Annotated in this window: 19 protein-coding genes, 1 pseudogene and 1 riboswitch; of the genes and pseudogenes, 7 read left to right on the top strand and 13 right to left on the bottom strand. The window is 44.8% G+C overall.

Annotation, left to right across the window (positions count from 1 at the left end; all coding sequences use genetic code 11):
* Nucleotides 1-14: 14 nt before the first annotated feature.
* The 3 genes from FAH67_RS07410 to FAH67_RS07400 form a co-directional block, all read right to left on the bottom strand.
* Nucleotides 15-311, bottom strand: a complete 297-nt coding sequence (locus tag FAH67_RS07410; protein WP_003680870.1) for a helix-turn-helix domain-containing protein — start codon at nucleotides 309-311, stop codon at nucleotides 15-17.
* 435 nt (nucleotides 312-746) lie between these two features.
* Nucleotides 747-1,187 carry a TIGR01244 family sulfur transferase gene (locus FAH67_RS07405; protein WP_003680869.1) on the bottom strand — a complete coding sequence of 147 codons (441 nt, stop codon included), beginning with the start codon at nucleotides 1,185-1,187 and terminating at the stop codon, nucleotides 747-749.
* A 78-nt stretch (nucleotides 1,188-1,265) separates the two neighbouring features.
* A complete protein-coding gene (locus FAH67_RS07400) occupies nucleotides 1,266-3,017 on the bottom strand; it encodes a M61 family metallopeptidase (protein ID WP_112890676.1) in 1,752 nt (583 codons plus the stop codon).
* A gap of 332 nt (nucleotides 3,018-3,349) precedes the next feature.
* Here FAH67_RS07400 and ccoN point away from each other — a divergent pair, with 332 nt between their 5' ends.
* From ccoN to ccoP, 4 genes are read left to right on the top strand one after another with little or no spacing between them, the layout of a single operon-like run.
* Nucleotides 3,350-4,783 (top strand): cytochrome-c oxidase, cbb3-type subunit I, encoded by a 1,434-nt coding sequence (ccoN, locus tag FAH67_RS07395; protein WP_172459148.1) that lies wholly within the window; start codon nucleotides 3,350-3,352, stop codon nucleotides 4,781-4,783.
* A 23-nt stretch (nucleotides 4,784-4,806) separates the two neighbouring features.
* Nucleotides 4,807-5,418 (top strand): cytochrome-c oxidase, cbb3-type subunit II, encoded by a 612-nt coding sequence (gene ccoO / locus FAH67_RS07390; protein ID WP_003680866.1) that lies wholly within the window; start codon nucleotides 4,807-4,809, stop codon nucleotides 5,416-5,418.
* A gap of 4 nt (nucleotides 5,419-5,422) precedes the next feature.
* The gene (locus FAH67_RS07385; protein ID WP_003680865.1) at nucleotides 5,423-5,590 is read left to right on the top strand and encodes a cbb3-type cytochrome oxidase subunit 3; all 168 of its coding nucleotides are present in this window, start codon (nucleotides 5,423-5,425) and stop codon (nucleotides 5,588-5,590) included.
* Nucleotides 5,591-5,620: 30 nt separating this feature from the next.
* On the top strand, nucleotides 5,621-6,952 hold the full coding sequence (gene ccoP, locus FAH67_RS07380; RefSeq protein WP_003680863.1) for a cytochrome-c oxidase, cbb3-type subunit III: 1,332 nt from the start codon (nucleotides 5,621-5,623) through the stop codon (nucleotides 6,950-6,952).
* Between the two features lie 477 nt (nucleotides 6,953-7,429).
* Here the strand turns inward: ccoP and FAH67_RS07375 are convergent, their stop codons facing one another.
* From FAH67_RS07375 to FAH67_RS07335, 9 genes are all read right to left on the bottom strand, one after another.
* Nucleotides 7,430-8,122: a DUF2238 domain-containing protein gene (locus FAH67_RS07375; RefSeq protein ID WP_244284770.1), complete on the bottom strand. Its 693-nt coding sequence runs from the start codon at nucleotides 8,120-8,122 to the stop codon at nucleotides 7,430-7,432.
* A gap of 108 nt (nucleotides 8,123-8,230) precedes the next feature.
* The gene (locus tag FAH67_RS07370; protein WP_003680860.1) at nucleotides 8,231-9,220 is read right to left on the bottom strand and encodes a phosphatidate cytidylyltransferase; all 990 of its coding nucleotides are present in this window, start codon (nucleotides 9,218-9,220) and stop codon (nucleotides 8,231-8,233) included.
* Nucleotides 9,217-9,924, bottom strand: a complete 708-nt coding sequence (locus FAH67_RS07365; RefSeq protein ID WP_003680859.1) for a lysophospholipid acyltransferase family protein — start codon at nucleotides 9,922-9,924, stop codon at nucleotides 9,217-9,219. The genes FAH67_RS07370 and FAH67_RS07365 overlap by 4 nt, the downstream gene beginning before the upstream one ends.
* Nucleotides 9,925-9,987: 63 nt before the next feature.
* The gene (locus FAH67_RS07360) at nucleotides 9,988-10,362 is read right to left on the bottom strand and encodes a hypothetical protein (protein WP_039864059.1); all 375 of its coding nucleotides are present in this window, start codon (nucleotides 10,360-10,362) and stop codon (nucleotides 9,988-9,990) included.
* A gap of 2 nt (nucleotides 10,363-10,364) precedes the next feature.
* Nucleotides 10,365-11,651 carry a phosphatase PAP2/dual specificity phosphatase family protein gene (locus FAH67_RS07355; RefSeq protein ID WP_003680857.1) on the bottom strand — a complete coding sequence of 429 codons (1,287 nt, stop codon included), beginning with the start codon at nucleotides 11,649-11,651 and terminating at the stop codon, nucleotides 10,365-10,367.
* 65 nt (nucleotides 11,652-11,716) lie between these two features.
* Nucleotides 11,717-13,459, bottom strand: coding sequence for a bifunctional alpha/beta hydrolase/class I SAM-dependent methyltransferase (locus FAH67_RS07350; RefSeq protein WP_003680856.1), 1,743 nt, complete (start codon nucleotides 13,457-13,459; stop codon nucleotides 11,717-11,719).
* Nucleotides 13,460-13,573: 114 nt separating this feature from the next.
* The gene (locus FAH67_RS07345) at nucleotides 13,574-15,532 is read right to left on the bottom strand and encodes a DUF262 domain-containing protein (protein WP_003680855.1); all 1,959 of its coding nucleotides are present in this window, start codon (nucleotides 15,530-15,532) and stop codon (nucleotides 13,574-13,576) included.
* Nucleotides 15,519-16,823: a DUF262 domain-containing protein gene (locus FAH67_RS07340; protein WP_003680853.1), complete on the bottom strand. Its 1,305-nt coding sequence runs from the start codon at nucleotides 16,821-16,823 to the stop codon at nucleotides 15,519-15,521. The genes FAH67_RS07345 and FAH67_RS07340 overlap by 14 nt, the downstream gene beginning before the upstream one ends.
* A 41-nt stretch (nucleotides 16,824-16,864) precedes the next feature.
* Complete coding sequence (locus FAH67_RS07335) at nucleotides 16,865-17,617, bottom strand: PP2C family protein-serine/threonine phosphatase (protein ID WP_039864055.1); 753 nt, start codon at nucleotides 17,615-17,617, stop codon at nucleotides 16,865-16,867.
* A 231-nt stretch (nucleotides 17,618-17,848) separates the two neighbouring features.
* On the opposite strand from FAH67_RS07335, the gene FAH67_RS07330 reads away from it, so the two are divergent.
* Complete coding sequence (locus FAH67_RS07330) at nucleotides 17,849-18,133, top strand: PepSY domain-containing protein (RefSeq protein ID WP_039864054.1); 285 nt, start codon at nucleotides 17,849-17,851, stop codon at nucleotides 18,131-18,133.
* A 165-nt stretch (nucleotides 18,134-18,298) separates the two neighbouring features.
* Nucleotides 18,299-19,820: pseudogene (locus tag FAH67_RS12330) on the top strand (hypothetical protein).
* 139 nt (nucleotides 19,821-19,959) lie between these two features.
* Here the strand turns inward: FAH67_RS12330 and FAH67_RS07320 are convergent.
* Entirely contained in the window at nucleotides 19,960-20,559 is a 600-nt protein-coding gene (locus FAH67_RS07320) for a CDP-alcohol phosphatidyltransferase family protein (RefSeq protein ID WP_003680846.1), read from the bottom strand.
* 71 nt (nucleotides 20,560-20,630) lie between these two features.
* Nucleotides 20,631-20,676: riboswitch (PreQ1 riboswitch) on the top strand.
* Nucleotides 20,677-20,679: 3 nt separating this feature from the next.
* On the opposite strand from FAH67_RS07320, the gene queC reads away from it, so the two are divergent.
* Nucleotides 20,680-21,339 (top strand): 7-cyano-7-deazaguanine synthase QueC, encoded by a 660-nt coding sequence (queC, locus tag FAH67_RS07315; RefSeq protein ID WP_003680845.1) that lies wholly within the window; start codon nucleotides 20,680-20,682, stop codon nucleotides 21,337-21,339.
* Nucleotides 21,340-21,419 lie beyond the last annotated feature (80 nt).

Here is a 21,419-nt window from a genome sequence, read left to right as displayed (position 1 = left end):
TGTCCGGTTGTGAATTAGGCTTGGGTATCGGCAGGCTCGGTCATTTGGCGGAGCATTTCTTGCGGCGGAAGGAGGAGTTTGTAAGGGGCGATTTTAAGCGCGGATGCGATTTTTTCGATGTTGGAAAGGGCGATGTTCCAGCGTTTGCGTTCGACGGCGGAGACGTAGGTGCGGTCAAGTCCGCATTGACGCGCCAGTTCTTCTTGCGACCAGCCGTGATTGACGCGATAGAGGCGCATGTTGTAGGCGATGACGGCGCGGAGGTCTTGCGGATCGGGCAGGCTTGGAGGGGGAGTGAGTTTGTTGACCATGGTATTTTGAGTTTGTGGTTTGAACGATAAGGGGATTTTATACTATTTTTGTGAGGGGAAAGGAAAGGCCGTCTGAAAGTTTTCAGACGGCCTTAAAGAGGGTAGGTATAAAAAAAAGGGGGTGGCTTTCGGCCACACCCAAACACACACACATCAAGAGGAAAGAAAAATCATTTAATAAGAGAGCCGGCTCTTATAGAGGAAAATTGGATGATTCGTGCTTGATCCTGAAACATTGAAAGGCATTATAAATGAAAATAGGGTTGGGGTATTGATACAGGTCAATTTGGGATTGATTTGGAAAATATATTTTTAGGATAGTGGAAATAAATTAAAAATAAGGTTTGATTGTGAATAAAAGCCATTAGGCCGTCTGAAAAATGGGTTTCAGACGGCCTGATCGGTTTAAAGGCTGCTACTTATATAAATTAAGTATTAAGCCAAACCTTTATCTTTGGCTTCTTGCAGGCGGGCTTCAAAGTTGCTGAGGTTGACACCTGCCTGTTCGGCTGCGGCAACTACTTCAGCTACGGATGCGCCGTGTTGTACTTGATGATAACCCCAAAGCAGGGAGCAGCGAGTGCCGGTACGGCAGAAGGCAAGAATGGGAGCCGGAGATTGTTGCAACAGATTTTGGAAGGCTGCAACATCGGCTGCGTTGATTTGAGGTGCAACAACGGGCTGGTGCGAGAATTGGTTGATGCCGGCCTCTTTAAACCAGTTTTGTACTTCGGCAAAAGCCGGTTGGTTTTCTTCTTCGCCGTCCGGGCGGTTGCAGATAACGGTTTGAATGCCGAGACGTACGGCTTCTTGGACATCGGCTTCGGTCAGTTGGGGGGCGATATAGAGGGTGTCGGTCAGTTTACGGATGGGCATAGTTTTTCCTTTCTTTATATTGGGCGGATATGTTGATTTCAGACGGCCTGGGAAGTGGCAGGCCGTTTGAAGTTTTATTTAATGATTGTATAACCAGTTTTCGAGTTTTTGGCGATCGGTAATGTGCAGCAGGGCGGTATTGGCTTCTGCTGCTTGAACTGTGATGCCGGTTTCACGCAATAGGCCTTGGCGGAAGAAATGGATGGTGGTGCGCGTGCCGATAGGCAGTTTGTTCCACTGCGCTGCAAGGTCGTTGCAGGCATAGCCGCCTAAGGCGATGATTTTGTCTTGCGGGCAGAGTCCGGCATTTTCTGCGCTGCCGCCATTGAATACATGAGTCAGGACGGCATGGTCGCTGCTTTGTTTGAAACGTGCGCCCAAATCATTGGCGGGAGCAACCGATTGGGGTTCGCTTGCAAATGCTCCGCCGTGTTGACGTGGTAGGGGAATAAAGTCGAGTTTGACACCTACGCTTTGCAGACATTCTGCGAGCGGAAGGTCGTCGGTGCTGTATAAGGCCGTCTGAAAGAAGGTTGCTAAATCTAAACCGGTCATTTCTTGGCAACGGGTTTGCCAGTGTTTTTCGGGTATGCCTTGATGGGTGTCGCACCAGTCGCGATAGTGTTGCTGCATTACGCTGTCGAGGGTGTATTTGCCTTGGCTTTTTTCACGGATGATGAGGTCGAGGCAAAGTGCGGCCAGTGCACCTTTTTGATAGTAGCTGACGATGGCGTTGGGGCTGTTTTCGTCTTGTTTGTAGAACTTGTCCCATGCGCTGAAACTGGATTGGGCAAGTGTTTGTTTCAGACGGCCTTGTGTCTGCTGTACGCGTGTGATGCCTTGTGCAAGCAGGGCAAGGTAGGCTTCGGGGCTGATGGTTCTGCTTCGGGCTAGAAAGAGGTCGTCGTAGTAGGAAGTAATGCCTTCAAATGCCCAAAGTTGCTCGGTGTAGTTTTCTTGGTCGAGATTGTAAGGTGCGAAGACGGCCGGTTTGATGGATTTAACATTCCATGCGTGGAAGTATTCATGGGAAAAGAGGCCGAGCAGTTCGGTATAGGCTTTGTCGGCTTCGCCCATATCGTAAGATGGCAGACTGTGGCGGTCGGCAAGAAGGGCGGTGCTGCTGATGTGTTCCAGTCCGCCGTAGAGGTTGTCGCCCAGATGTAGTAGGAAAAGGTATTCGGTAAACGGGGCAGGGGAGGGGAACATCGCCAACTCGGTTTCGCAGATTTTTTGAATATCGGCGAGGAAGCGGGCGCGGTCGAAGTCGGGGTAGATGCCGCTTAATGCAATACGGTGGGGAATGCCTTGTGCTTTAAAGTCGAGGAATTCGATGATGCCTGTTTCAACGGGGTGATCAATAAGCTCGGCATATGAGGCCGTCTGAAAAATGGTCGCCGAAATTTGTGGCAGGGTTGTGGCTATCTGCCATGTGTGTGGCAGAGTAGGAAATTCGACTTGGTGCGGTTGTTCCTCTTGTCCGTGTACTTTTAAGAAGAGGCATGCGCCATCGAAAAAGCCGCGCTCGGTACTGAGGAATGAGCCACGTACAGACAAGTCGAATGCGTAGACGGTGTAGTAAATTTCCCACGCTCCACTGAGGGCCGGGGTTTGCCAATGGTTTTTGCTGGTTTGCGTCAGCGGCTGGGCTTTGCCGTCGCAGCGTGCGCTGATGTGTGTGATGTGGCGGGCAAAGTCACGGATGAGATAGCTGCCGGGAACCCAGTTTGGAAGGCTGATTTCTGCTTCAGAATCATTGGGTTGGGTGAATGATAAGGTGATGTGCCATTCATGAGGCAGAAAGTTGGGGGTAATTTTGTAATTAATCATAGCTATTGTATAGTTTGCTAAAGTTTATTAAAGATAAGTGTTTTTAAAGGTTAGGTTTAATCTATATCAATAAATCTGTACAAAAAAGGGGGCTTGAAAAAATGCCATGTCCGATTTATTGGATATGTTTAAATAATCTATTGATTATAAAAGAAATGAGATTATTCCTCACTAAATTTTTTATGCAATATGGAATGTAATTTTGCTTGGCATGTTGTGGTGTCTATGTTAAATTTAGAAAAATTTGAGCCTTAGCCGTATTGCGCTTTTCATAAACGTAAGGGTTGGGGTGAGATAAAAATTTTTTATACCCATAATTTATGGAGACTTCCATGGACACACAAACTTATAACTACAAAGTGGTGCGCCAGTTCGCCATCATGACTGTAGTTTGGGGTATTGTGGGCATGTTGGTCGGTGTAATTGTAGCCGCCCAATTATTTGCTCCATCCCTTAATTTATCTGAAATTGGACCTTGGTTCCACTTTGGCCGCCTGCGTCCGCTGCATACCAATGCGGTTATTTTTGCATTCGGTGGTTGCGGTCTGATTGGTACATCATACTACGTTGTTCAACGTACATGTAATACCCGTCTGTTTGGCGGTTGGTTGCCTGCATTTACCTTCTGGGGTTGGCAGGCTGTCATCGTGGCTGCGGCTATCAGCTTGCCTATGGGTTACACCCAAGGTAAAGAATACGCCGAGTTGGAATGGCCTATCGACATTTTGATTACGCTGGTGTGGGTTGCCTACGCTATCGTATTCTTCGGTACGATTGCCAAACGTAAAATCAAACATATTTACGTTGCCAACTGGTTCTACGGCGGCTTCATCTTGGCTGTTGCGCTGTTGCACATCGTCAATAATATCAGCATCCCTGCCGGTTTGATGAAATCTTACCCGGTTTACGCCGGTGCGATTGATGCGATGGTTCAATGGTGGTACGGCCATAATGCGGTGGGCTTTTTCCTGACAGCCGGTTTCTTGGGTATGATGTACTACTTCGTACCAAAACAAGCAGGCCGTCCTATTTACTCTTACCGCTTGTCCGTTGTTCACTTCTGGGCTTTGATTTTCACTTATATGTGGGCAGGTTCTCACCACTTGCACTACACCGCATTGCCTGACTGGACTCAATCTTTGGGTATGGTATTGTCTTTGATCCTGTTCGCACCTTCTTGGGGCGGTATGATCAACGGTATCATGACTCTGTCTGGTGCATGGGACAAACTGCGTACCGACCCGATTTTGAAATTCTTGATCGTATCTCTGTCCTTCTACGGTATGTCTACCTTTGAAGGTCCGATGATGTCCATCAAAACCGTCAATGCTTTGAGCCACTATACTGACTGGACTGTTGCACACGTTCACGCCGGTGCATTGGGTTGGGTGGGCTTCGTAACCATCGGTTCCGTTTACTATATGATCCCACGCCTTTTCGGTAAAAATGAAATGTACAGCACCAAATTGGTTGAAGCGCATTTCTGGATTGCAACCATTGGTGTGGTTCTGTATATCGCCGCAATGTGGATTGCCGGTGTGATGCAAGGCCTGATGTGGGGTTCTTTGAACGCTGACGGTACTTTGACTTATTCGTTTGTAGAGTCAGTTAAACGCACCATGCCTTACTACATGATTCGTTTCACCGGCGGCCTGCTGTACCTGAGCGGTATGTGTATCATGGCATACAACGTTTACCGTACAGCCATCAGTGGCAAAGCGGTTGATGCCGAGATTCCCGCGGTGTCTCAAACCCAGCACCACTAAAAACATAAGAAAAGGCTACCAAAATGAAATTACAACAATTAGCTGAAGAAAAAGTCGGCGTCCTGATTGTATTTACCCTGCTTGTAGTCAGCGTAGGTCTGTTGATTGAAGCCGTGCCGCTGTTCTTCTCCAAGGCTGTAACCCAACCTATTGAAGGTGTGAAACCTTATAACGCTTTGCAAGTGGCCGGTCGTGATATTTACGTACGCGAAGGCTGCTACAACTGCCACTCTCAAATGATTCGTCCGTTCCGTGCAGAAACCGAACGTTACGGCCACTACTCCGTTGCCGGTGAGTCTGTTTATGACCATCCGTTCCAATGGGGTTCCAAACGTACCGGTCCGGACTTGGCTCGTGTAGGCGGCCGCTATTCCGACGAATGGCACCGCATCCACCTGCTGAATCCGCGCGACGTTGTGCCAGAGTCCAATATGCCTGCTTTCCCATGGCTTGCCCGCAACAAAGTCGATGCCGAAGCAACAGTGGCACATATGAAAGCCCTGCGTAAAGTCGGTACGCCTTACAGTGATGAAGAGATTGAAAAAGCTCCTGAAGCTTTGGCAAACAAATCAGAGCTGGATGCGGTGATTGCATACCTGCAAGGCTTAGGCTTGGCATTGAAAAACGTAAGGTAACATCATGGACGCGAACTGGGCTCGCTCGCTCTTTACTGTTTGGGTTTTTATCAGTTTCATCTTAGTGCTTTATATTGTTTTTAATCGACGTAATAAAAAGAACTACGATGATGCTGCCAACAGTATTTTTGACAATGATGATAAAGGGTCGTCTGAAAAAGATGGGCGATAACAGTTTAGTCCGTGATCACGGAGCAAAAGAATGAACACAACATCCCAATTTACCAGCAATTTCTGGAATATATACATTGCAGTTATTGTCGTGCTCAGCTTTATCGGCTTGGCATGGCTGCTGCTTTCCCAAAACGTTGTGAAGCGTCCTAAAAAGGGCGAAGAAGTCAAAACGACAGGTCATGAATGGGACGGTATTGAAGAATACAACAACCCGCTGCCGCGTTGGTGGTTTTGGCTGTATGTCTGCACTTGGACCTTCGGTATCGGCTATCTGGTCATGTATCCGGGTGTCGGTGACTTTAAAGGTATCTGGGGCTGGAGTAGCCACGGTCAGTATGAAGAAGAGGTTGCCAAAGCCGAACAGAAATACAGCCAAGTGTATGCTAAGTTTGCCAAAATGCCGATTGATCAAGTGGCTAAAAATCCTGAAGCACAAGCTATCGGTCAAAACCTTTTCAATACCTATTGTATCCAGTGTCACGGTTCAGATGCCAAAGGCTCTAAAGGCTTCCCAAATCTGACTGACGACGACTGGTTGTGGGGTGGCGAACCTGAAAAAATTCAGGAAACCATTGAAAAAGGCCGTACTGCCGCCATGCCTGCATGGGGTCCTGCTTTGGGTGAAGAAGGCGTGAAAAACGTAACACAATATGTTATGTCTCTTTCTAAACCTAAAGGTCAATATGACGAAGAACGTGCAGAACGCGGTAAAGCCCTGTTTAGCGGCCCACCTGCCAACTGTTTCACTTGTCACGGCGACAAAGGTCAAGGTATCCAAGGTCTTGGTCCGAACCTGACTGACGATGTATGGTTGTGGGGCGGTACTCAAAAAGCGATTACCGAAACCATTACCAACGGCCGCAGCAGCCAAATGCCTGCTTGGGGTCACTTCCTTGACAAAGACAAGCTGCACATCATGACTGCTTACGTTTGGGGTATGTCTAACAAAGACGGCAAAAAAGCTCCTGCTAAAAAAGCTGAGCCTGCTCAAGCTACTCCAGCAGCCGAAGCATCAGCTCCGGCAACTGACAGCGCAGCATCTGCCGCTCCTGCATCAGATGCCAAAGCAGCTCCAGCAGCTGAAGCTAAACCTGAAGAGGCTTCTGCCAAAGTCGATGGTAAAGCTGTTTTTGAAGCCAACTGTAAAACATGTCATGGCGGTTTGATTCCAGGCGCTCCTGTCGTAGGTAAAAAAGAAGACTGGGCTCCTCGCATCAAACAAGGTAAAGACACTCTGCACAAACACGCGATCGAAGGCTTTAATTCTATGCCGGCTAAAGGCGGCAATGGTAGCCTGAGCGATGATGAAGTTAAAGCAGCTGTTGACTTTATGGCAAACGAGTCTGGCGCGAAATTCTAATTTTGAGCTGGATTGAAAAAAGCGTACCTAGAAAGGTACGCTTTTTTATGTTTGATAAAACCGATGAGAAAAGACATATCAAAGAGGCGAAATATATAAAGCCGTCTGAAACATTCAGACGGCTTTTGTTCTTGATCCAATCAAAATTAATCAATCCAAAGTAGGCGTACTGCGTTTCAGGAACTACTCACTGAAAGATTATTCGACACTGTCGAGTAATTTTTGGTGATTTCTCACAATTCCATATTACTTTTAATTTGTGATTTGTGATTAAAAAAGGTGTCAGGATCTTCTTTGCGCATCATCATACGCATGAAGTCTATACCGTTGTCGGCAAATCTTAGATCAGGCTTGCCGATAAAATTGTTATTAATGAAGCTTTCTGTATTGGTACTAGCGCACTTTGATGTCGGTGTTTAAAACTTTATATTCAACTTTATGGTCGACAAACCATTCCAATTATTGTCTACCAATATACTAAATAGAAAAATAAAAAAGGCCGTCTGAAAATCTGGTTTCAGACGGCCTTTTGCTGTAAAGGGGTAGATTGTATGAGAAACCCAAACGTTTATCGGGTCGGGTAAACACAAAAATAAACAGAGAAGTTAACGCGCCCAAAGTATCGGCAAGCATATCTTTTTGTGCGTCCCAAATATCGCCTTGAGAACCCAAGAACTCCAGCCCGGCTTCTCCGCCATCGATGACGGCATATTGCCATTCGATGATTTCATAGGCGGCAGCCACGCTCATGATGAAGAACAGACCGAAAAACAAAGCCAGCGGCAGGTTGCACAGCTTGCGGCGCAGCAGCCACTCGGCCATTGGATAGGCATAAAAGCCGATGATGTAATGGGCAATACGGTCGTAATGATTGCGGTTTTCGCCCAAAATTGGTTCGACAAAGCGGTTGATGGATTCAAATGGCACATCTGCAAAAGTATAGTATGCACCGATGGAATGCATGATCAGCCAAAAACTCATGAATAAGTAGGCCAGGTTGCTGAAACGGAAAATGCGGTAGGTGGCAACCAGAAGGAAGAATACGGATGTTACGGGAATGATTTCGGCGTACCAGACTGCGCGGTCATGGGGATTGATGCCTGACCAAACAATGAGGGCAAAGATAATCGTCGCAAGAAAAATGGGAAAGATTGGAGAGGGTTTATCCATGTTGTGTGTGTAATAACAAATGGTTGCGTATTGTATAACGAATTGGCAGGACTGGCAGTTTTAGACATTCAAGGCCGTCTGAAAAACAGCTTTCAGACGGCCTGAAGTTTAGCCGTTCCAGAAATAACGGGTGATGTGGAAAAACACGGGTGCGGCAAAACAAATCGAATCCACGCGGTCAAGCATGCCGCCGTGGCCGCGTATCATATTGCCCCAGTCTTTAACTCCGTAATCGCGTTTGATGGCGGACATAACCAGGCCGCCAAAGAAGCCCATCAGACAGACGATAAAGCCGATAACGGCCGCTTGGATGTGGGAGAACGGTGTAATCGGTGCCATCAACGCGGCAATGGCAGTGGCCGATAAAATACCGCCGATAGTGCCGGAAATGGTTTTGGACGGGGAAAGCGAAGGCATGATTTTTGCACCGCCAATCAGTTTGCCCCAAACGTATTGCAACACGTCCGATACTTGCACCGCACCAATCAGGAAGATCAGCAACAGGATATTGTTGCTATTATCGAAGCCGTCCATGTCCAGAAACATCAGTGCCGGAACATGGGACAGACAGAAGATGCAAATCATCGCCATCCATTGTGTTTTGGCGGCGCGCTCCAAAAAATGCGCGGTTTGGCCGCTGAGGCTGGCAATAATCGGCAGTATCAAAAAGCCGTAAACCGGAATAAAAATGCTGAACATACCATACCAGCCGTCATAGACGAAATAGTATTGCACCGGCAGCAGCAGGTAAAAGCAGACCACCATGCTGTAATAGTCGCTGCGGCGGCGATAGACGAGGGTCATAAACTCGCGTAGTGCGGCAAATGAAATCAGGAAAAACAGTACAACCGTCCCGATTTTGCCGAACCAAAACGCGCCCAGCAACACCAGCGTCATCAGCCACCATGCGTAAATACGGGCATTGAGGTTGGCGATGGTGGCATTATCTGCGCCGTTTTTACGCTTGAGCCATTGTCCGATAATGCTGGCAAAACACAATACGGCAAACACGCCGACAAAAATATAGCTGGCTTGCGGAGTCAGATGAGCGGCGGCTTGTTCGACGATGATTTGTTGGGAAGTCGTAGAAAGGCTCATGCTTGTCCTCCTTTGTTTTGATGAACTTCAGGTTTATTTTGGCGAAGCTCGCCGCGGTCGTTTTCAGACGGCCTGAGTGCCAGCAACGCTTCACGGCTGCGTGTCAAAAAGTTGTCTTTGTCTTCGTTTTCCTGCAAGGTAAGCGGCTGTCCGATATGGACTTCACACAAAAGCGGGATAGGCAGGATTTTGCCTTTGGGCAGTACGCGGCTGATGTTGTCGATCCAAATCGGCACAAATTCGGTATCGGGTTTGCTTTTTGCCAGATGATAAATGCCGGACTTGAACGGCAGCAGGATGGTGTTGTCATCAGTATTACGCGTGCCTTCAGGGAAAATAATCAAGGAGTCGCCTGCGTTCAGCGCGTCTTTCATTTGTTCGGTAATTGCTTGCGGATTATCGTTATGACGCGGAATCAGCAAGGCATTGAAAACGTTTTGAATGATGAAGCGTTTGAGTTTGCTTGTCAGCCAGTAATCCGAACCGGCGACTGGGCGCGTGGATAAACGCCAGCGGCGGGGCAGGGAAATCCACACCAGCACAAAATCGCCATGGCTGCCGTGATTGGCGTAATAGACCTTTTGGTGCTGATTGAATGTCAGCTCACGCGGACTTTTAGGGCGTACGCCTGTAAGAAAAGAGACCGACAGACACAAGGCTTGGTCGGTCAGCCAGGCAAGTTGTTTTTTGAGGAAGTTTTTCATTGTTTCTGCCTTTGGGAGTGAGATACCGCTAAGGATTTGGTTTGGGTAAATCAGCTAAAATAATCAAATGCTTTGGATAAGCAAAATTAAAAATTGTGCGGTGGTCAGGTATAAGCTTTTGCGCCATAGGGAAAGTGCGCCGTTTATCCGTTGGGCCAAAGTACGGCTGCCTGAAATTTGACGCAAACCGTTTTGCTGTAAGGCGTGGTCGAAGTCTTCAGGAGAGTAGCGGTTGTCGGCAAAGTCTTGGAATACGCGGCGGTCGAAGTGAATGCAGATATGGCAGTACAGCAAAACCGCTGCCAAGACAAGTTGCACCGCAAACCATGCGCCGCCATGTTTTACCGACAAGGCGAGCAGCAAGGCATTACAGGCGGCAACATAATATGCAGTAGAAAGTAGGTGGGCAGTAATATGGCTGTCGGTTGCGTTGTTCATCATTATCCTTGTTTTAAACGGTTGGCAGCAGCTTCGACTGCTTGGGCAGTGGCCGGCGATAATACCATTTGCGGCCGAGCCTGCTTGAGTTCGGCCTTCGCTTGCGCCAAGTCTTTGCAGCCACCATAGACCAGCAGCCACGTCAGCACCACTGCGGCACTTCTTCCATAACCTAAAGCGCAACATACCAGCACTTTGCCGTGTTTTTGGCGTAAGGTTTCCAATATCAAGGCCGTCTGAACCAAATCGTTTTCAGACGGCGTTACCATATCCAGTAAAGGCAGGGGGCGATATTCTCCATGATAGCTACGGCAGGGATATTCGGCGCATACATCCAATACGGCAGGCAAATGGTTTGAAATCCTCAAAACGCTGCCAATCCATACATCATGGCGGACTTGTGCCGTTTTCGCCTTACCGCGTAACCAATACGCCATGTTTAGCCGTACGCCCACCAGATAAGGCAACAGCAAAACCGTCGCTGCAGCCGATAATTTACCGTTAGCCTGTTTTTGGAATACGTTTGCATTTCCATTCAAATAGGCAAAGGCCACCATCAGCAAAGACACGCTAATCCATATCAACCACAGCCACGCGCCACCCAGCAGTGCAGGCAAAGCCATTAAACACGCGCCAAGCAAATACAGCAGCGCAATCTTTCTTGAGCGTACATCACTCAAGCCCAGTTTTAACGGCGAAGTCGTCTGATGCGGGAAAACCCACAACACCAGCCAGCCAAGCAATGCTCCGGTCGGCACGTCAATAAAATGATGTTGATAAGTCGTCAGTACCGACAAGGCAATCAGGCTTTGCCATAAGAAAAGCGGCAGGCGGATTTTGGGAAAGCGCGTCCAATAAAATGCACTCACGATAATCGCCAACGCGATATGTAAAGATGGCGCTTGGTTGTACGGCAAATCAAATGCAGCCAATGAATCAAACAGCCAGCCTGACAGCCCATCGGCAGGCGGTTTAGGCCACCCGAAACGCAGCGGAAACAGCACAAAGCAAACAGTCGCAATCAGTTGGGCGGCTACAAGGTGCGCTACATATCGGTTTTGTTCATGTGTATCACGACAAAGAAAAAATGCCGCGGCATACATCAGGTTCAGCGACCAATAAGGCACAATCGTCCATGCCCAAAACGGAATATTACTCTCCCATGCAAAAGCGATTTCAGGCACATAGTCCAGCGACGCTGCGTAATGGTTGGAGAGGCCGTAGCTGGTGTAAAACAGGATACCGACTAAGATCAGCTTGAGCAGGGAGGTTTTGAGGGTGGGTTTCATGGATAGGTAGATGGTTTAAATAAGGCCGTCTGAAAGTTAAAAAATTGTTCAGACGGCCTTTATTTTTATTTCTTCACTGCCAAGCTCACGGTGAAAATACCGTCTTCGTCTATCCATTGATGGATTTTTTCAAAACCGGCTTTTTCAACCAACTGATCCATTTCCTGCTGACTGCGGCGGCGCATTACCCAGTTTGGGCTACCTGCTTTGTGGCTGGTCAGGGCGCGGGCAATCATTTCCAGTTGCGGATGCCACGGCTGGCCGGTGTAGATCAGGTAGCCGCCGGTTTCAATGGCTTCGCCGAAACCGTAGAGCGAGTTCAAAATCAAATCGTTGTCGGCAAACAATTCGTGCAGGCCGGAGACGATGCCCAAGGTAGGGCGCGGCTGTAAATCGTGATAATTGGCGCGATCGTAGGCATTGACTTCATTGAAGGTTACCATTTCTTGTAAGCCACGCTCGGCAATCAGCTTGCGGCCGGCTTCGACATTAATCGGACTGTAATCGCGCAAGCGTACGGAATCAGGCAATGTGTCGGCAGTCAGTGCGTCCAATACATAGCGGCCATGACCGGACGCAATATCCAAAACGTGTACAGGTTTGCCTGCTTCACGCAGTTTGGCTGAGGCCGTCTGAATGGCTTTGCCGATATTGACTTTGCGTTGGCGAATGCCGCGCCAGCCGATGGCGTTGAGATAGTATTTGTCCACCCATACGCCGAAAGCATTGCTGCCTTGCGGTTGATTGCGGTAGACGTAATCCAGTGTGCTGCCCGAGTCAAAGCCTGTTTCTTGACCGATTCTCAAGCCTTCACTCCAGCGCGAACCCAGTTTGAGCGAGGCACGATATGTTGCCCAAAATGCGCCGCGAGGCATACAAACAGGCAAAGGCGTCGCCAGTTCGTCAGCTTCGCGACGGCTGTCTCCAAACAAGTGCGCTTGAGTCAGATCGACTTGTTGCAAAGGCTGATTGAAACGCTCGCGGATAAAACGGCGCATTTCAACAAAAGCGATTTCACGGTTTTGCTCGCCCAAGGTGTCGTGGTAGAAACCGGGTAGGATATGGCGCTCTTTAATATGGCTGCCCAAACGGTTGTAGAAATCGTGTTGCGGTTTGTGATGAACGACCCAATCATTGCCTGAAATCAACAGTTGTACAGGCGTAGTAATCGCTTGTGCATCGGCAACCACACGTTCAGCCGCTTCATATAAACCCAGCAGGATGCGCACAGAAATAGCGTGGGCAATAAGCGGATCATTGTCGTAGCTTTTTTGACGTTCGACGTTGTGGGTCAGATAGTGGGCTTTGACATAGCTGTTGACAAAGAAATTGCCACGCCATTTTTGCATAATTTTCAAACCGGTACGGGCAAACGGAACATAGAGTTTGACTTTGAACGCAGGCGAAGCCAATACGGCGCAACGGATTTTCGGCGCGTAATCGTGCAACCAAGTAGAAACCAATACTGCTCCGACACTTTGCGCAATCACGCAAATGTTTTCAGGTTTGATGCCGTATTCGCTTTGAATGTGTCGGATAAAATCATCTACGTCTGAAACCGAAGTGCCGATACTCGGACTATCGCCGCGTTCACCAGGACTATAACCATGACCGCGCGCATCCCAAGCGAAATAAGAAAAATCATCAAAACCCAGCTCATCCGCTACAAACATCATCCGCCCGGAGTGCTCATGCCCGCGATGGAACAGCACAATGGCTTTGTCGGAAGAACCATCGGCAGCAGGGCGATAGCGGTAGAAAAGCGAAGTACCGTCTTGGGTAGAAAAGTATTTTTGCTGTTCGGACATGAAGAACTCCTAATAGTCATATTTTTTTGGACAGTATCATGACATATCGAATAAATGCAATGATTATCCGATAGACGGACGAATGCAATGATGGAGAGATATGTTAAGTGCCGATTATGGTTGATATGATGAGTCAGTCAGTGGTTCATTTAAGATTAATAGCATTTTTTTCTCATGCTCTTTTATCTCGCTTTCTGTCCAGTTTTCGTAACTCATCATAATAGCTTGTTTTAAGCTATCATAAGTATCCTTTTCTTTGTAATACTGCCGTTTCCAATCTGGAAGTTTATTGCTGAAACTGGAATTTTTACTTTGAGATAACAAATATAGATTGCCAAAATTATCTAAGACATTTGTATCTAATTTATCTAGGCCAAAATCTTGAGAGGGATTTTGTGGGTAATGGTGTTCAACTGAGCTTCTAAAACTAAATCTAAAATTTTCCCAGATAGATTTTTTAGATTGGTTAATAGCTGAAAAGACCTCTACCTTGTCTTGATATTTCCATAATTGATAATCTAATCGATTAAACACAAAGTTTGGGACGTTTACTCCATCATTCCAAGTCTTATGGACTGAAGGGGTGGTGTATTTATCATTTAAGATAATTTCCATAAAATCCCTGTTTCCATTGCAGTTGTTTTCAAAATAAAATTTATCACAAAGATTTTCAAGAAACTGAATATATGTCTTCTGAGTAATATTTTTCTTATTCTCGAATAACCAACGCAATGTAGCATATAGCCAGTTTTTATAGATTCGGGATGGATTGGAAACATGAAACATAGAAAGCAACATTATTGCGTTCTTAGTTTTATCATTAGTTTCTTCAGTATCATTGGAATCATTATTATCGTCATTGTCGTTACTAAAAACATTTTTATAGTAATAATTATCTGATATTTTTTTAATTTTCCGTAAAGACCAATGCTCATTTTCTGAGTGTGGTGAATTTGATTTAATAATATATTTATCAAATAAATGCCGACAAGATAGCAATATATCTATGAAATTTACGATCTTTTCTTTGTTCCAGTCTTCTTTGTCAAAAACATGCCAAAGTTCTTTTTCATCCAGAGGAATCTCTTTAAAGGTAATTTTGTTAATGCCACTAGTTTCTAGATAAATTTTCAAGATATGCATCAAAAAGTTAGGGAAATCAATAACAGAATTAAAACGCCCATCTGTAAGCTCGTTTGTTTTTTCTTGGGAGGAGTGGATATCCCCATTATTGGCGGTTATTAATTGAAGAATTGATTGTTCTTCATTTGCGGAGCCGTTATCTGAATGTTGAATTTTTTCTGTACCAGCAATATTCTCAATAATTTCATTAAATTTTTTTGGAATAGTATTTTCCCAATTCTTGCCAAAAATATTTTCTCTAAGTGATGACGGGTTGATTCCCATTACAACATATCGGCTCATGTCAGAACACGCATCCCAAATTTTGGCAAAAATAGAGCGTTCACTATCAGTGTCTAAAACCTCCATTAAAGCAGCCTTGATAACCTCATGTTTTTCTAATTGCTCTCCCCGCGTATTCATAATTTCAAAGTAATGATTGAGGTCGGTGTCTTTGGGTACTTCGGTTCTAATAATTTTAACGTTTTCTTGTAAGAACTCTGCCAAACCCATTCCTTCTTTTTCTGTTCTCTCAGTTTCCCAATATTTTTTTATTGATTTTAAAGCATTTTTAAAAACATCAGGTATGGAGTCAGAGTTAAGATGCCCTAAGGCATAGTTGGAGTCATTTCTATGCTCAAAGTATACATTTCTAACAAAGGTATCTGATTTTAAGTAGTGCATGATTAAAGTCAGTGTGGTCAATCGTTGTTGTCCGTCTATGACTTCTAAATCTCCATTTCCTCTTTTATAAATGACTAAGCTGCCAATATAATAATTATTCTTATCCTTATTTTTTTCATATGCATTCCATAGGTCTTGGATAAGAAGGCTGATCTCATCATCTCCCCATGCGTAATTACGTTGATAAATAGGGATAATATATTTGTCCTTCTTATTCAATAATTCATTTATGGTTAATGTTTTTACGTAATCATTATTTGTTTTCATCTTTAATTTCCAAAATCTCTTTTATTGTATTGTCTACATGTTCTGAAAATTTAACTTTTTCAGTTTTTTGAATAAAACGCATTACTTGTTCGGGAGTAATGGATCTTTCAATATAAGAAATTAATCCTGCTGCATCATGAGCCTTCTTTTCAATGGTCTCAAAGGTAATGCGCTTATATTCTACCCGAATACGGTAAGCCCATAGAAAAGCTTTGGTTATAAATTCTTCAAAGTGGCTTTCTCCAAATTTATCAAAGTAGAACAATACGGTACATTCAAATAGATTTCTAATATATTTATCACCAACGCGATAACTGTAGTTATGATTGTTTAAGAAAGCTATTAGCCCTTCTGGCAAATCAATTCTTTTGATCTTATGAATTTTACTTAGTAATCCATTCTCTTCTCTAAATAGTCTTGCATAAATGGCTGTATAATATTCAATATAATCAAAGAAATATTTTCCATTGATTAGCACTTGTGTAGACTGAAATGCTGATATCGATCGGTATAAAAATGGATTTTCATGTGATAATTTTTGTATGGCATGAGTAGCTAATATTCCGTGTAAGTAAGGATAATCAACTTTTTTATGAACGCCTTTAAATGTATCTAATTCATCTGATGTAAATATTTCTGCATTCTCTTTGTAATGCCAGCGGCGAAGTCTAAATAAGATATAATTGATAATTTTATCTAAATTATTTATATCATTAGACATTGCAGATTTTTCCCAGCGTTCGACACATTGGTGAATGACCTTCTTGTCTTTATCCCTCATGTCTCTTAAATGATAAGCTTTTAAGAGGTCATAAGATTCTAAAGGTTTGCCTCTGGCATTTTGTGAATCAAAAAATTGAAAAGCCTCATCTAAGTTATCTAATTCGATACAAACCATTTCACACCCCTTAAGGAGGTAATCCTTAAATTCATTTGTGAAATTATAGTTTTTAAGAAAATTATAGTTCGTTGTAATATTATTTTTGCTGATGCTATGATTCGGTTTTTCCTTTAAAAGAGACACATCCTTCCCCAGTTTATGAAGCAATAACGAGAGTGTAATAAGCCGCTGTTGGCCATCTACTATTTCAGAACGGTCTTTATCCTTATTTAAAACAATTGTGCCGATGCGGTATATTTTTTTCCCCTCCCTAAAATTTTGGAGTAGGTCATCAATTAATTGTTGTACATTTTTGATTGTCCATTTGTATGGTCTTTGATAATTAGGGATACTCAAATTTAATTTAAATATGTCATCAATCTTGAGTATTTCTGCTTTTTCTATGCTCATATAGATACCCCTTAGTATGAAAAATAGGTAAACATTATAGACTACAATCGGCAAATTACTACCGACATATCATCATAAACTCTTTGTTTCGCAATTAATTTACGAAATACAGTCAACCTAGATTTATCGTTATCATATTGTTGCCAAATTTTTTCTCTTATTTCTTTTGAAAGGGCGTCACTTAGGCCCTCTGAACAAAGCAGCAGGCTTTCTCCTGCTTTAAGCGTAAGTTCGATATGGCATATTTTGTCTTGGAATTCGGAATAATCTGCTACTAGATAAGAAGAAACACCGCCATATATGGTGGCAAAATCTTCTTCTTTTTTATCCGACAAACCATCCAGTAATTCGGACAGTATCGAGTGATCTTGGGTCAGTTGCTTCCATTTTCCTTGTGTATCAATTAAATAGGCGCGGCTGTCGCCTACGCTGATGATTTTGGTTTTGCCGGTGGTTTGATCGATTTCTGCGGCAACAAAAGTGGTTGATGAACCAAAATAATCCTCTGCCAGCTCTTGAGATAAAGCGGCTTGTACATGATGGATGGTTTGACGGCTGAGTTTGGCTGTACGGCTTAATAGGTGCATGGCTGATTTGCTGGCTTTTTCGGGATGATTGCTATTGGAAATGCCATCAGCTATACCAATGATAAAGCGTGGACGGGTTTCAAGACGTGTTTCAGCGGTTTTGAGTTTATATTGAAACACTTGTTCGCCGTTAAAAAGGGCATCTTGGTTGTGTTGTTTGTTGCTGCTGATTTGTTGGCAAAAGGTGATTTCGCAAAATTTGTTCATGATTTGTCCATTTGTAGGGTGAATATTCGCTGCAGGTTTTTCATCGTTTCTAACCATCCGGATTTACATTTGGGCAATATGTTTGAAATTTGATGGCTAAGGATCAAGGCCGTCTGAGCAGTTTTCAGACGGCCTTTACTGCATTTAACTAAGCACTAATTAACTGCTAATTTTGTCATGTTTTAATACATCCATCGAAACCCGAATACACATTTTAAAAGGAAATCAAACATGAAAAAATTCTTATTGACCGCCATCGTTGCTTTGTCTGCCGCTACTGCCGGTGCCAGCGATTACATCGAACACAAAATCTACAGCGACAAAAACTTCGAGCAAAACCGTGCTAAAGCCGTAAGAATGTTGGAACAACGCGGCTATCAAGTTCACGAAGTTGATGCCGATAGCCGTCGAGGTCAGCCTGTGTTGGAGGTTGAGGCTTTTAAAAATGGCCGTGAGTACGACATTGTTTTGTCGTATCCTGATTTGCAAATTATCAAAGAGCGCATCGATTATTAATATTTCGATATAAAGTAGATTGTCGCAGGGCTTTTGGTCCTGCGACAGTTTGCTATTTAGGCATTTAAAGAATGTAAACAGCATGTAAATTACCTGAAATAAATGAACTAAATATGTTTTTTATTTTCCATGTAGTTCAAAGTGTTTGATGTTGGGAGTCATGATATGAGTTTGAATGATTGGAAAGAAGATGGTCAGCCGAAGCAGATGGGCGACCAAGAACAACCTTTAAACGACGGCGCAGCTGCCAAATCCCAACAGGATGCTGATTTTTGGGATCACAGTCAAAACGGTGTGGTTGAAAATGAAGTTGAGGTTGTGGCTGACGCGGTAGAAATTCAGGAAACGGTAGAAGGTCAGGAAGTGGTTGAACATCCTGAGATGCCGTCTGAAAAAAGTGAGAAGAAAGCCAAACGCAAAAAAGACAAGGCGAAGAAGAAAAAAATAAAGCCGAGGATTTGAATGCGTCTGATCTGTTGAGTACGAATAAGGGCGTGGAAACCATGTTTCGTAACGTCGTACGCTCGGAGATGGAGTTGTTGGCGCTGGCGGCAACCAAAGCGAATATTATGATTTCGCTGAATGGTTTTATTGTTTCTGCGCTGATGATTTCGGGCGTGTTTATTTTTTCATCGTCGCCCGAGTTTTTGATTCCGGCCAGTACGTTTATGATTACTGCCGCCGCGTCTATCGTGTTTGTATTGCTTTCTGCTTCGCCGGAACGTATCGGCAAAATGCAGGCAGCGCGTACATGATGTTTAACGGCGTATTTGAGCCTTCTGCTTTACAACAGCTTCCGGATGGTAAGTTGCTGATTGCGGAAGACGAACCCAACCATGCGTTCAGTATCATCAGCATTGATAAAACCGGCAGGTTTGTGGAGGACGAGGCATTGGATACGCGTGTGATTACCGGTTTCAAACGCCGTCTCAGCGACTTGGAGGCTTTGGCACGCGACGATGAAGGCTTTATCTACGCGCTGACTTCACACTCACGCACCCGTAAAGGCAACCGTTCGCCTGACCGCGAACACCTGATGCGATTTAAAATCCAAGACGGCAATGTATTGGGGCTGACCAGCTACGACAATCTGACGCAGGTTTTGGAAACCGATCACAAGCTGCATGATTTGATTCGTGAGCGAACCAAGGCAGAGGTTTCTTTTGAAGAAATCAATATTGAGGGCATGGCGTTTGATCCGGTGAAAAAACGTCTTGTTTTGGGATTCCGTGATCCTGAGTTCAACAACATGGCTTTGGTTGCGTTTATCAGCAATCCTGAGTTCAACAACATGGCTTTAGTTGCGTTTATCAGCAATCCGAAAGATGTGTTCGAGCGCAAAGCCAAACCTGAGTTTGATGAAGTAGCGGTGATTGATATTGATGGCGGCGGTATCCGTTCCCTCAACTATGATCCTGTGTTGAAAACTTACGTGATCGCCAATGAAGTGAAGGATGAGAATGGACAGAAATTCTCACAACTGTGGACTTGGAGCGGTAATCCGACCGATGAACCGCAAAAAATCTCTCTGCCTAATCTGCAACACATCACCAACGTTGAAGCCGTCGATTCGATTACCGTTAACGGCAAGCCGCAGATGATTCTGATGGGCGATGAAGGCAATGCTTCACAGAAAATTACTGCCAAGTATATGTTGGTAGATTACAGTCAGCTGGGTAAACAGTAAGTTATCTTGGCGGATGGATAAAAGGCCGTCTGAAACCATAAACTTTATGGTTTCAGACGGCCTTTTTGTTTTCAGTAAAACAGAGGATGGGTTTAAATACTCTAATCAATGATGATTAACCCAAAAAAGTGGGCAAGTTTCAGACGGCCTTCAAGCCATTGATGACACGTTTGTAGCAGGTGTAAACCAATGCCGCGCAGGCCAGCCACATAAGGATATAGAAAGTCGAATGGAAGCTGCCGGCGATTGCATACCATACGGCCAATGCGCCGATAAAGAATGCGCGGTCGCTTTTGCCGAATGGTCCGTCATAACGACGGCCGTTGCCATGAACTTGTCCCAAAACGCCGCAAAACTCGGTCATTGCCGCCAGCCAAATAAACAGGGCAATTTGCACGCCGCCGAAGGGCGCGATAAAGGCAAAAGGCAGATACAAAGCAGCATCGGCGGCAATATCGGTGATTTCATTCAAATAGCCGCCTAATGCCGATTGTTGGCCGAATTCCCGTGCCAACATGCCATCCATCGCATTCAATGCCATACGGACAAACAACCAAATCGGCAAAAGCCAGAATAATGTGGATACACCTGCAAACAATGCTAAAAGCAAACCGATCAAAATGGAAACGGTGCAGGCAAACAGGGTGACCTGATTGGCAGTAATGTCTTTTTGATACAGTCGCTTAACCATGGGGCGCAACAGGTTTTGAAATTTTGGTTTCAGGGCGTAGATGCTCATAATTATGCTATATAAAAGAAAATGAAGTGCCGTGATTATAGACGAAATCCGTTATAATCCGTCAATCTTCGAATCACGCGGTTCGCAAACCTCCCGCGTTAACAAAACTAGGAATTTACTATGGAAAAACAGCAGGCACTCGTTATTTTTTCGGGCGGGCAGGATTCAACAACCTGCCTGATTCAGGCAATTCAAACATATGGCCGTGAAAATGTGCAGGCCATCACTTTTCAATATGGGCAACGCCACGCCATCGAATTGGAGCGAGCGCGTTGGATTGCCCAAGATTTGGGCGTAAAGCAGAGAGTACTCGATTTGAGCCTGATGCAACAGATTACGCATAACGCCTTGATGGATGATACGGCATCCATTGAAACAGCTTCAGACGGCCTGCCCAATACATTTGTAGATGGACGCAATGCTTTGTTTTTGCTTTACGCCGCCATTTACGCCAAAGGGCAGGGGATACGCCATATCATTGCCGGTGTGTGCGAAACCGACTTTTCCGGTTATCCCGACTGTCGCGATGTGTTCGTCAAGTCGATGAATGTTACGCTGAATCTGGCCATGGATTACGCTTTTCAAATCCATACGCCCTTGATGTATTTAACCAAAGCGCAAACTTGGGCATTGGCGGATGAAATGGGTGCGTTGGATTATATCTGCGAGCATACGCATACCTGTTATAACGGCGTGGTCGGTGGTTGTCATGAATGCCCAAGCTGTATTTTGCGCGAGCGCGGTTTGTCGGAATATTTGGAAAGTAAAAAGGCCGTCTGAATTAAGAGGGGCATATATTTCTAATATCCAGTTGTACGAAAAGATGATATATTGACCTGTCAATTATTAAAATAAGTTAA

It is taken from the genome of Neisseria flavescens, assembly GCF_005221285.1.
Classification (GTDB): Bacteria; Pseudomonadota; Gammaproteobacteria; order Burkholderiales; family Neisseriaceae; genus Neisseria; species Neisseria flavescens.
This window is presented reverse-complemented; position numbering and strand designations above follow the sequence as displayed.

Excerpts from the sequence above, each read along its gene's own strand:
- FAH67_RS07410 (WP_003680870.1), bottom strand. The coding sequence starts at position 311 with ATGGTCAACAAACTCACTCCCCCTCCAAGCCTGCCCGATCCGCAAGAC.
- FAH67_RS07405 (WP_003680869.1), bottom strand. The coding sequence starts at position 1,187 with ATGCCCATCCGTAAACTGACCGACACCCTCTATATCGCCCCCCAACTG.
- FAH67_RS07400 (WP_112890676.1), bottom strand. The coding sequence starts at position 3,017 with ATGATTAATTACAAAATTACCCCCAACTTTCTGCCTCATGAATGGCAC.
- ccoN (WP_172459148.1), top strand. The coding sequence starts at position 3,350 with ATGGACACACAAACTTATAACTACAAAGTGGTGCGCCAGTTCGCCATC.
- ccoO (WP_003680866.1), top strand. The coding sequence starts at position 4,807 with ATGAAATTACAACAATTAGCTGAAGAAAAAGTCGGCGTCCTGATTGTA.
- FAH67_RS07385 (WP_003680865.1), top strand. The coding sequence starts at position 5,423 with ATGGACGCGAACTGGGCTCGCTCGCTCTTTACTGTTTGGGTTTTTATC.
- ccoP (WP_003680863.1), top strand. The coding sequence starts at position 5,621 with ATGAACACAACATCCCAATTTACCAGCAATTTCTGGAATATATACATT.
- FAH67_RS07375 (WP_244284770.1), bottom strand. The coding sequence starts at position 8,122 with ATGGATAAACCCTCTCCAATCTTTCCCATTTTTCTTGCGACGATTATC.
- FAH67_RS07370 (WP_003680860.1), bottom strand. The coding sequence starts at position 9,220 with ATGAGCCTTTCTACGACTTCCCAACAAATCATCGTCGAACAAGCCGCC.
- FAH67_RS07365 (WP_003680859.1), bottom strand. The coding sequence starts at position 9,924 with ATGAAAAACTTCCTCAAAAAACAACTTGCCTGGCTGACCGACCAAGCC.
- FAH67_RS07360 (WP_039864059.1), bottom strand. The coding sequence starts at position 10,362 with ATGAACAACGCAACCGACAGCCATATTACTGCCCACCTACTTTCTACT.
- FAH67_RS07355 (WP_003680857.1), bottom strand. The coding sequence starts at position 11,651 with ATGAAACCCACCCTCAAAACCTCCCTGCTCAAGCTGATCTTAGTCGGT.
- FAH67_RS07350 (WP_003680856.1), bottom strand. The coding sequence starts at position 13,459 with ATGTCCGAACAGCAAAAATACTTTTCTACCCAAGACGGTACTTCGCTT.
- FAH67_RS07345 (WP_003680855.1), bottom strand. The coding sequence starts at position 15,532 with ATGAAAACAAATAATGATTACGTAAAAACATTAACCATAAATGAATTA.
- FAH67_RS07340 (WP_003680853.1), bottom strand. The coding sequence starts at position 16,823 with ATGAGCATAGAAAAAGCAGAAATACTCAAGATTGATGACATATTTAAA.
- FAH67_RS07335 (WP_039864055.1), bottom strand. The coding sequence starts at position 17,617 with ATGAACAAATTTTGCGAAATCACCTTTTGCCAACAAATCAGCAGCAAC.
- FAH67_RS07330 (WP_039864054.1), top strand. The coding sequence starts at position 17,849 with ATGAAAAAATTCTTATTGACCGCCATCGTTGCTTTGTCTGCCGCTACT.
- FAH67_RS07320 (WP_003680846.1), bottom strand. The coding sequence starts at position 20,559 with ATGAGCATCTACGCCCTGAAACCAAAATTTCAAAACCTGTTGCGCCCC.
- queC (WP_003680845.1), top strand. The coding sequence starts at position 20,680 with ATGGAAAAACAGCAGGCACTCGTTATTTTTTCGGGCGGGCAGGATTCA.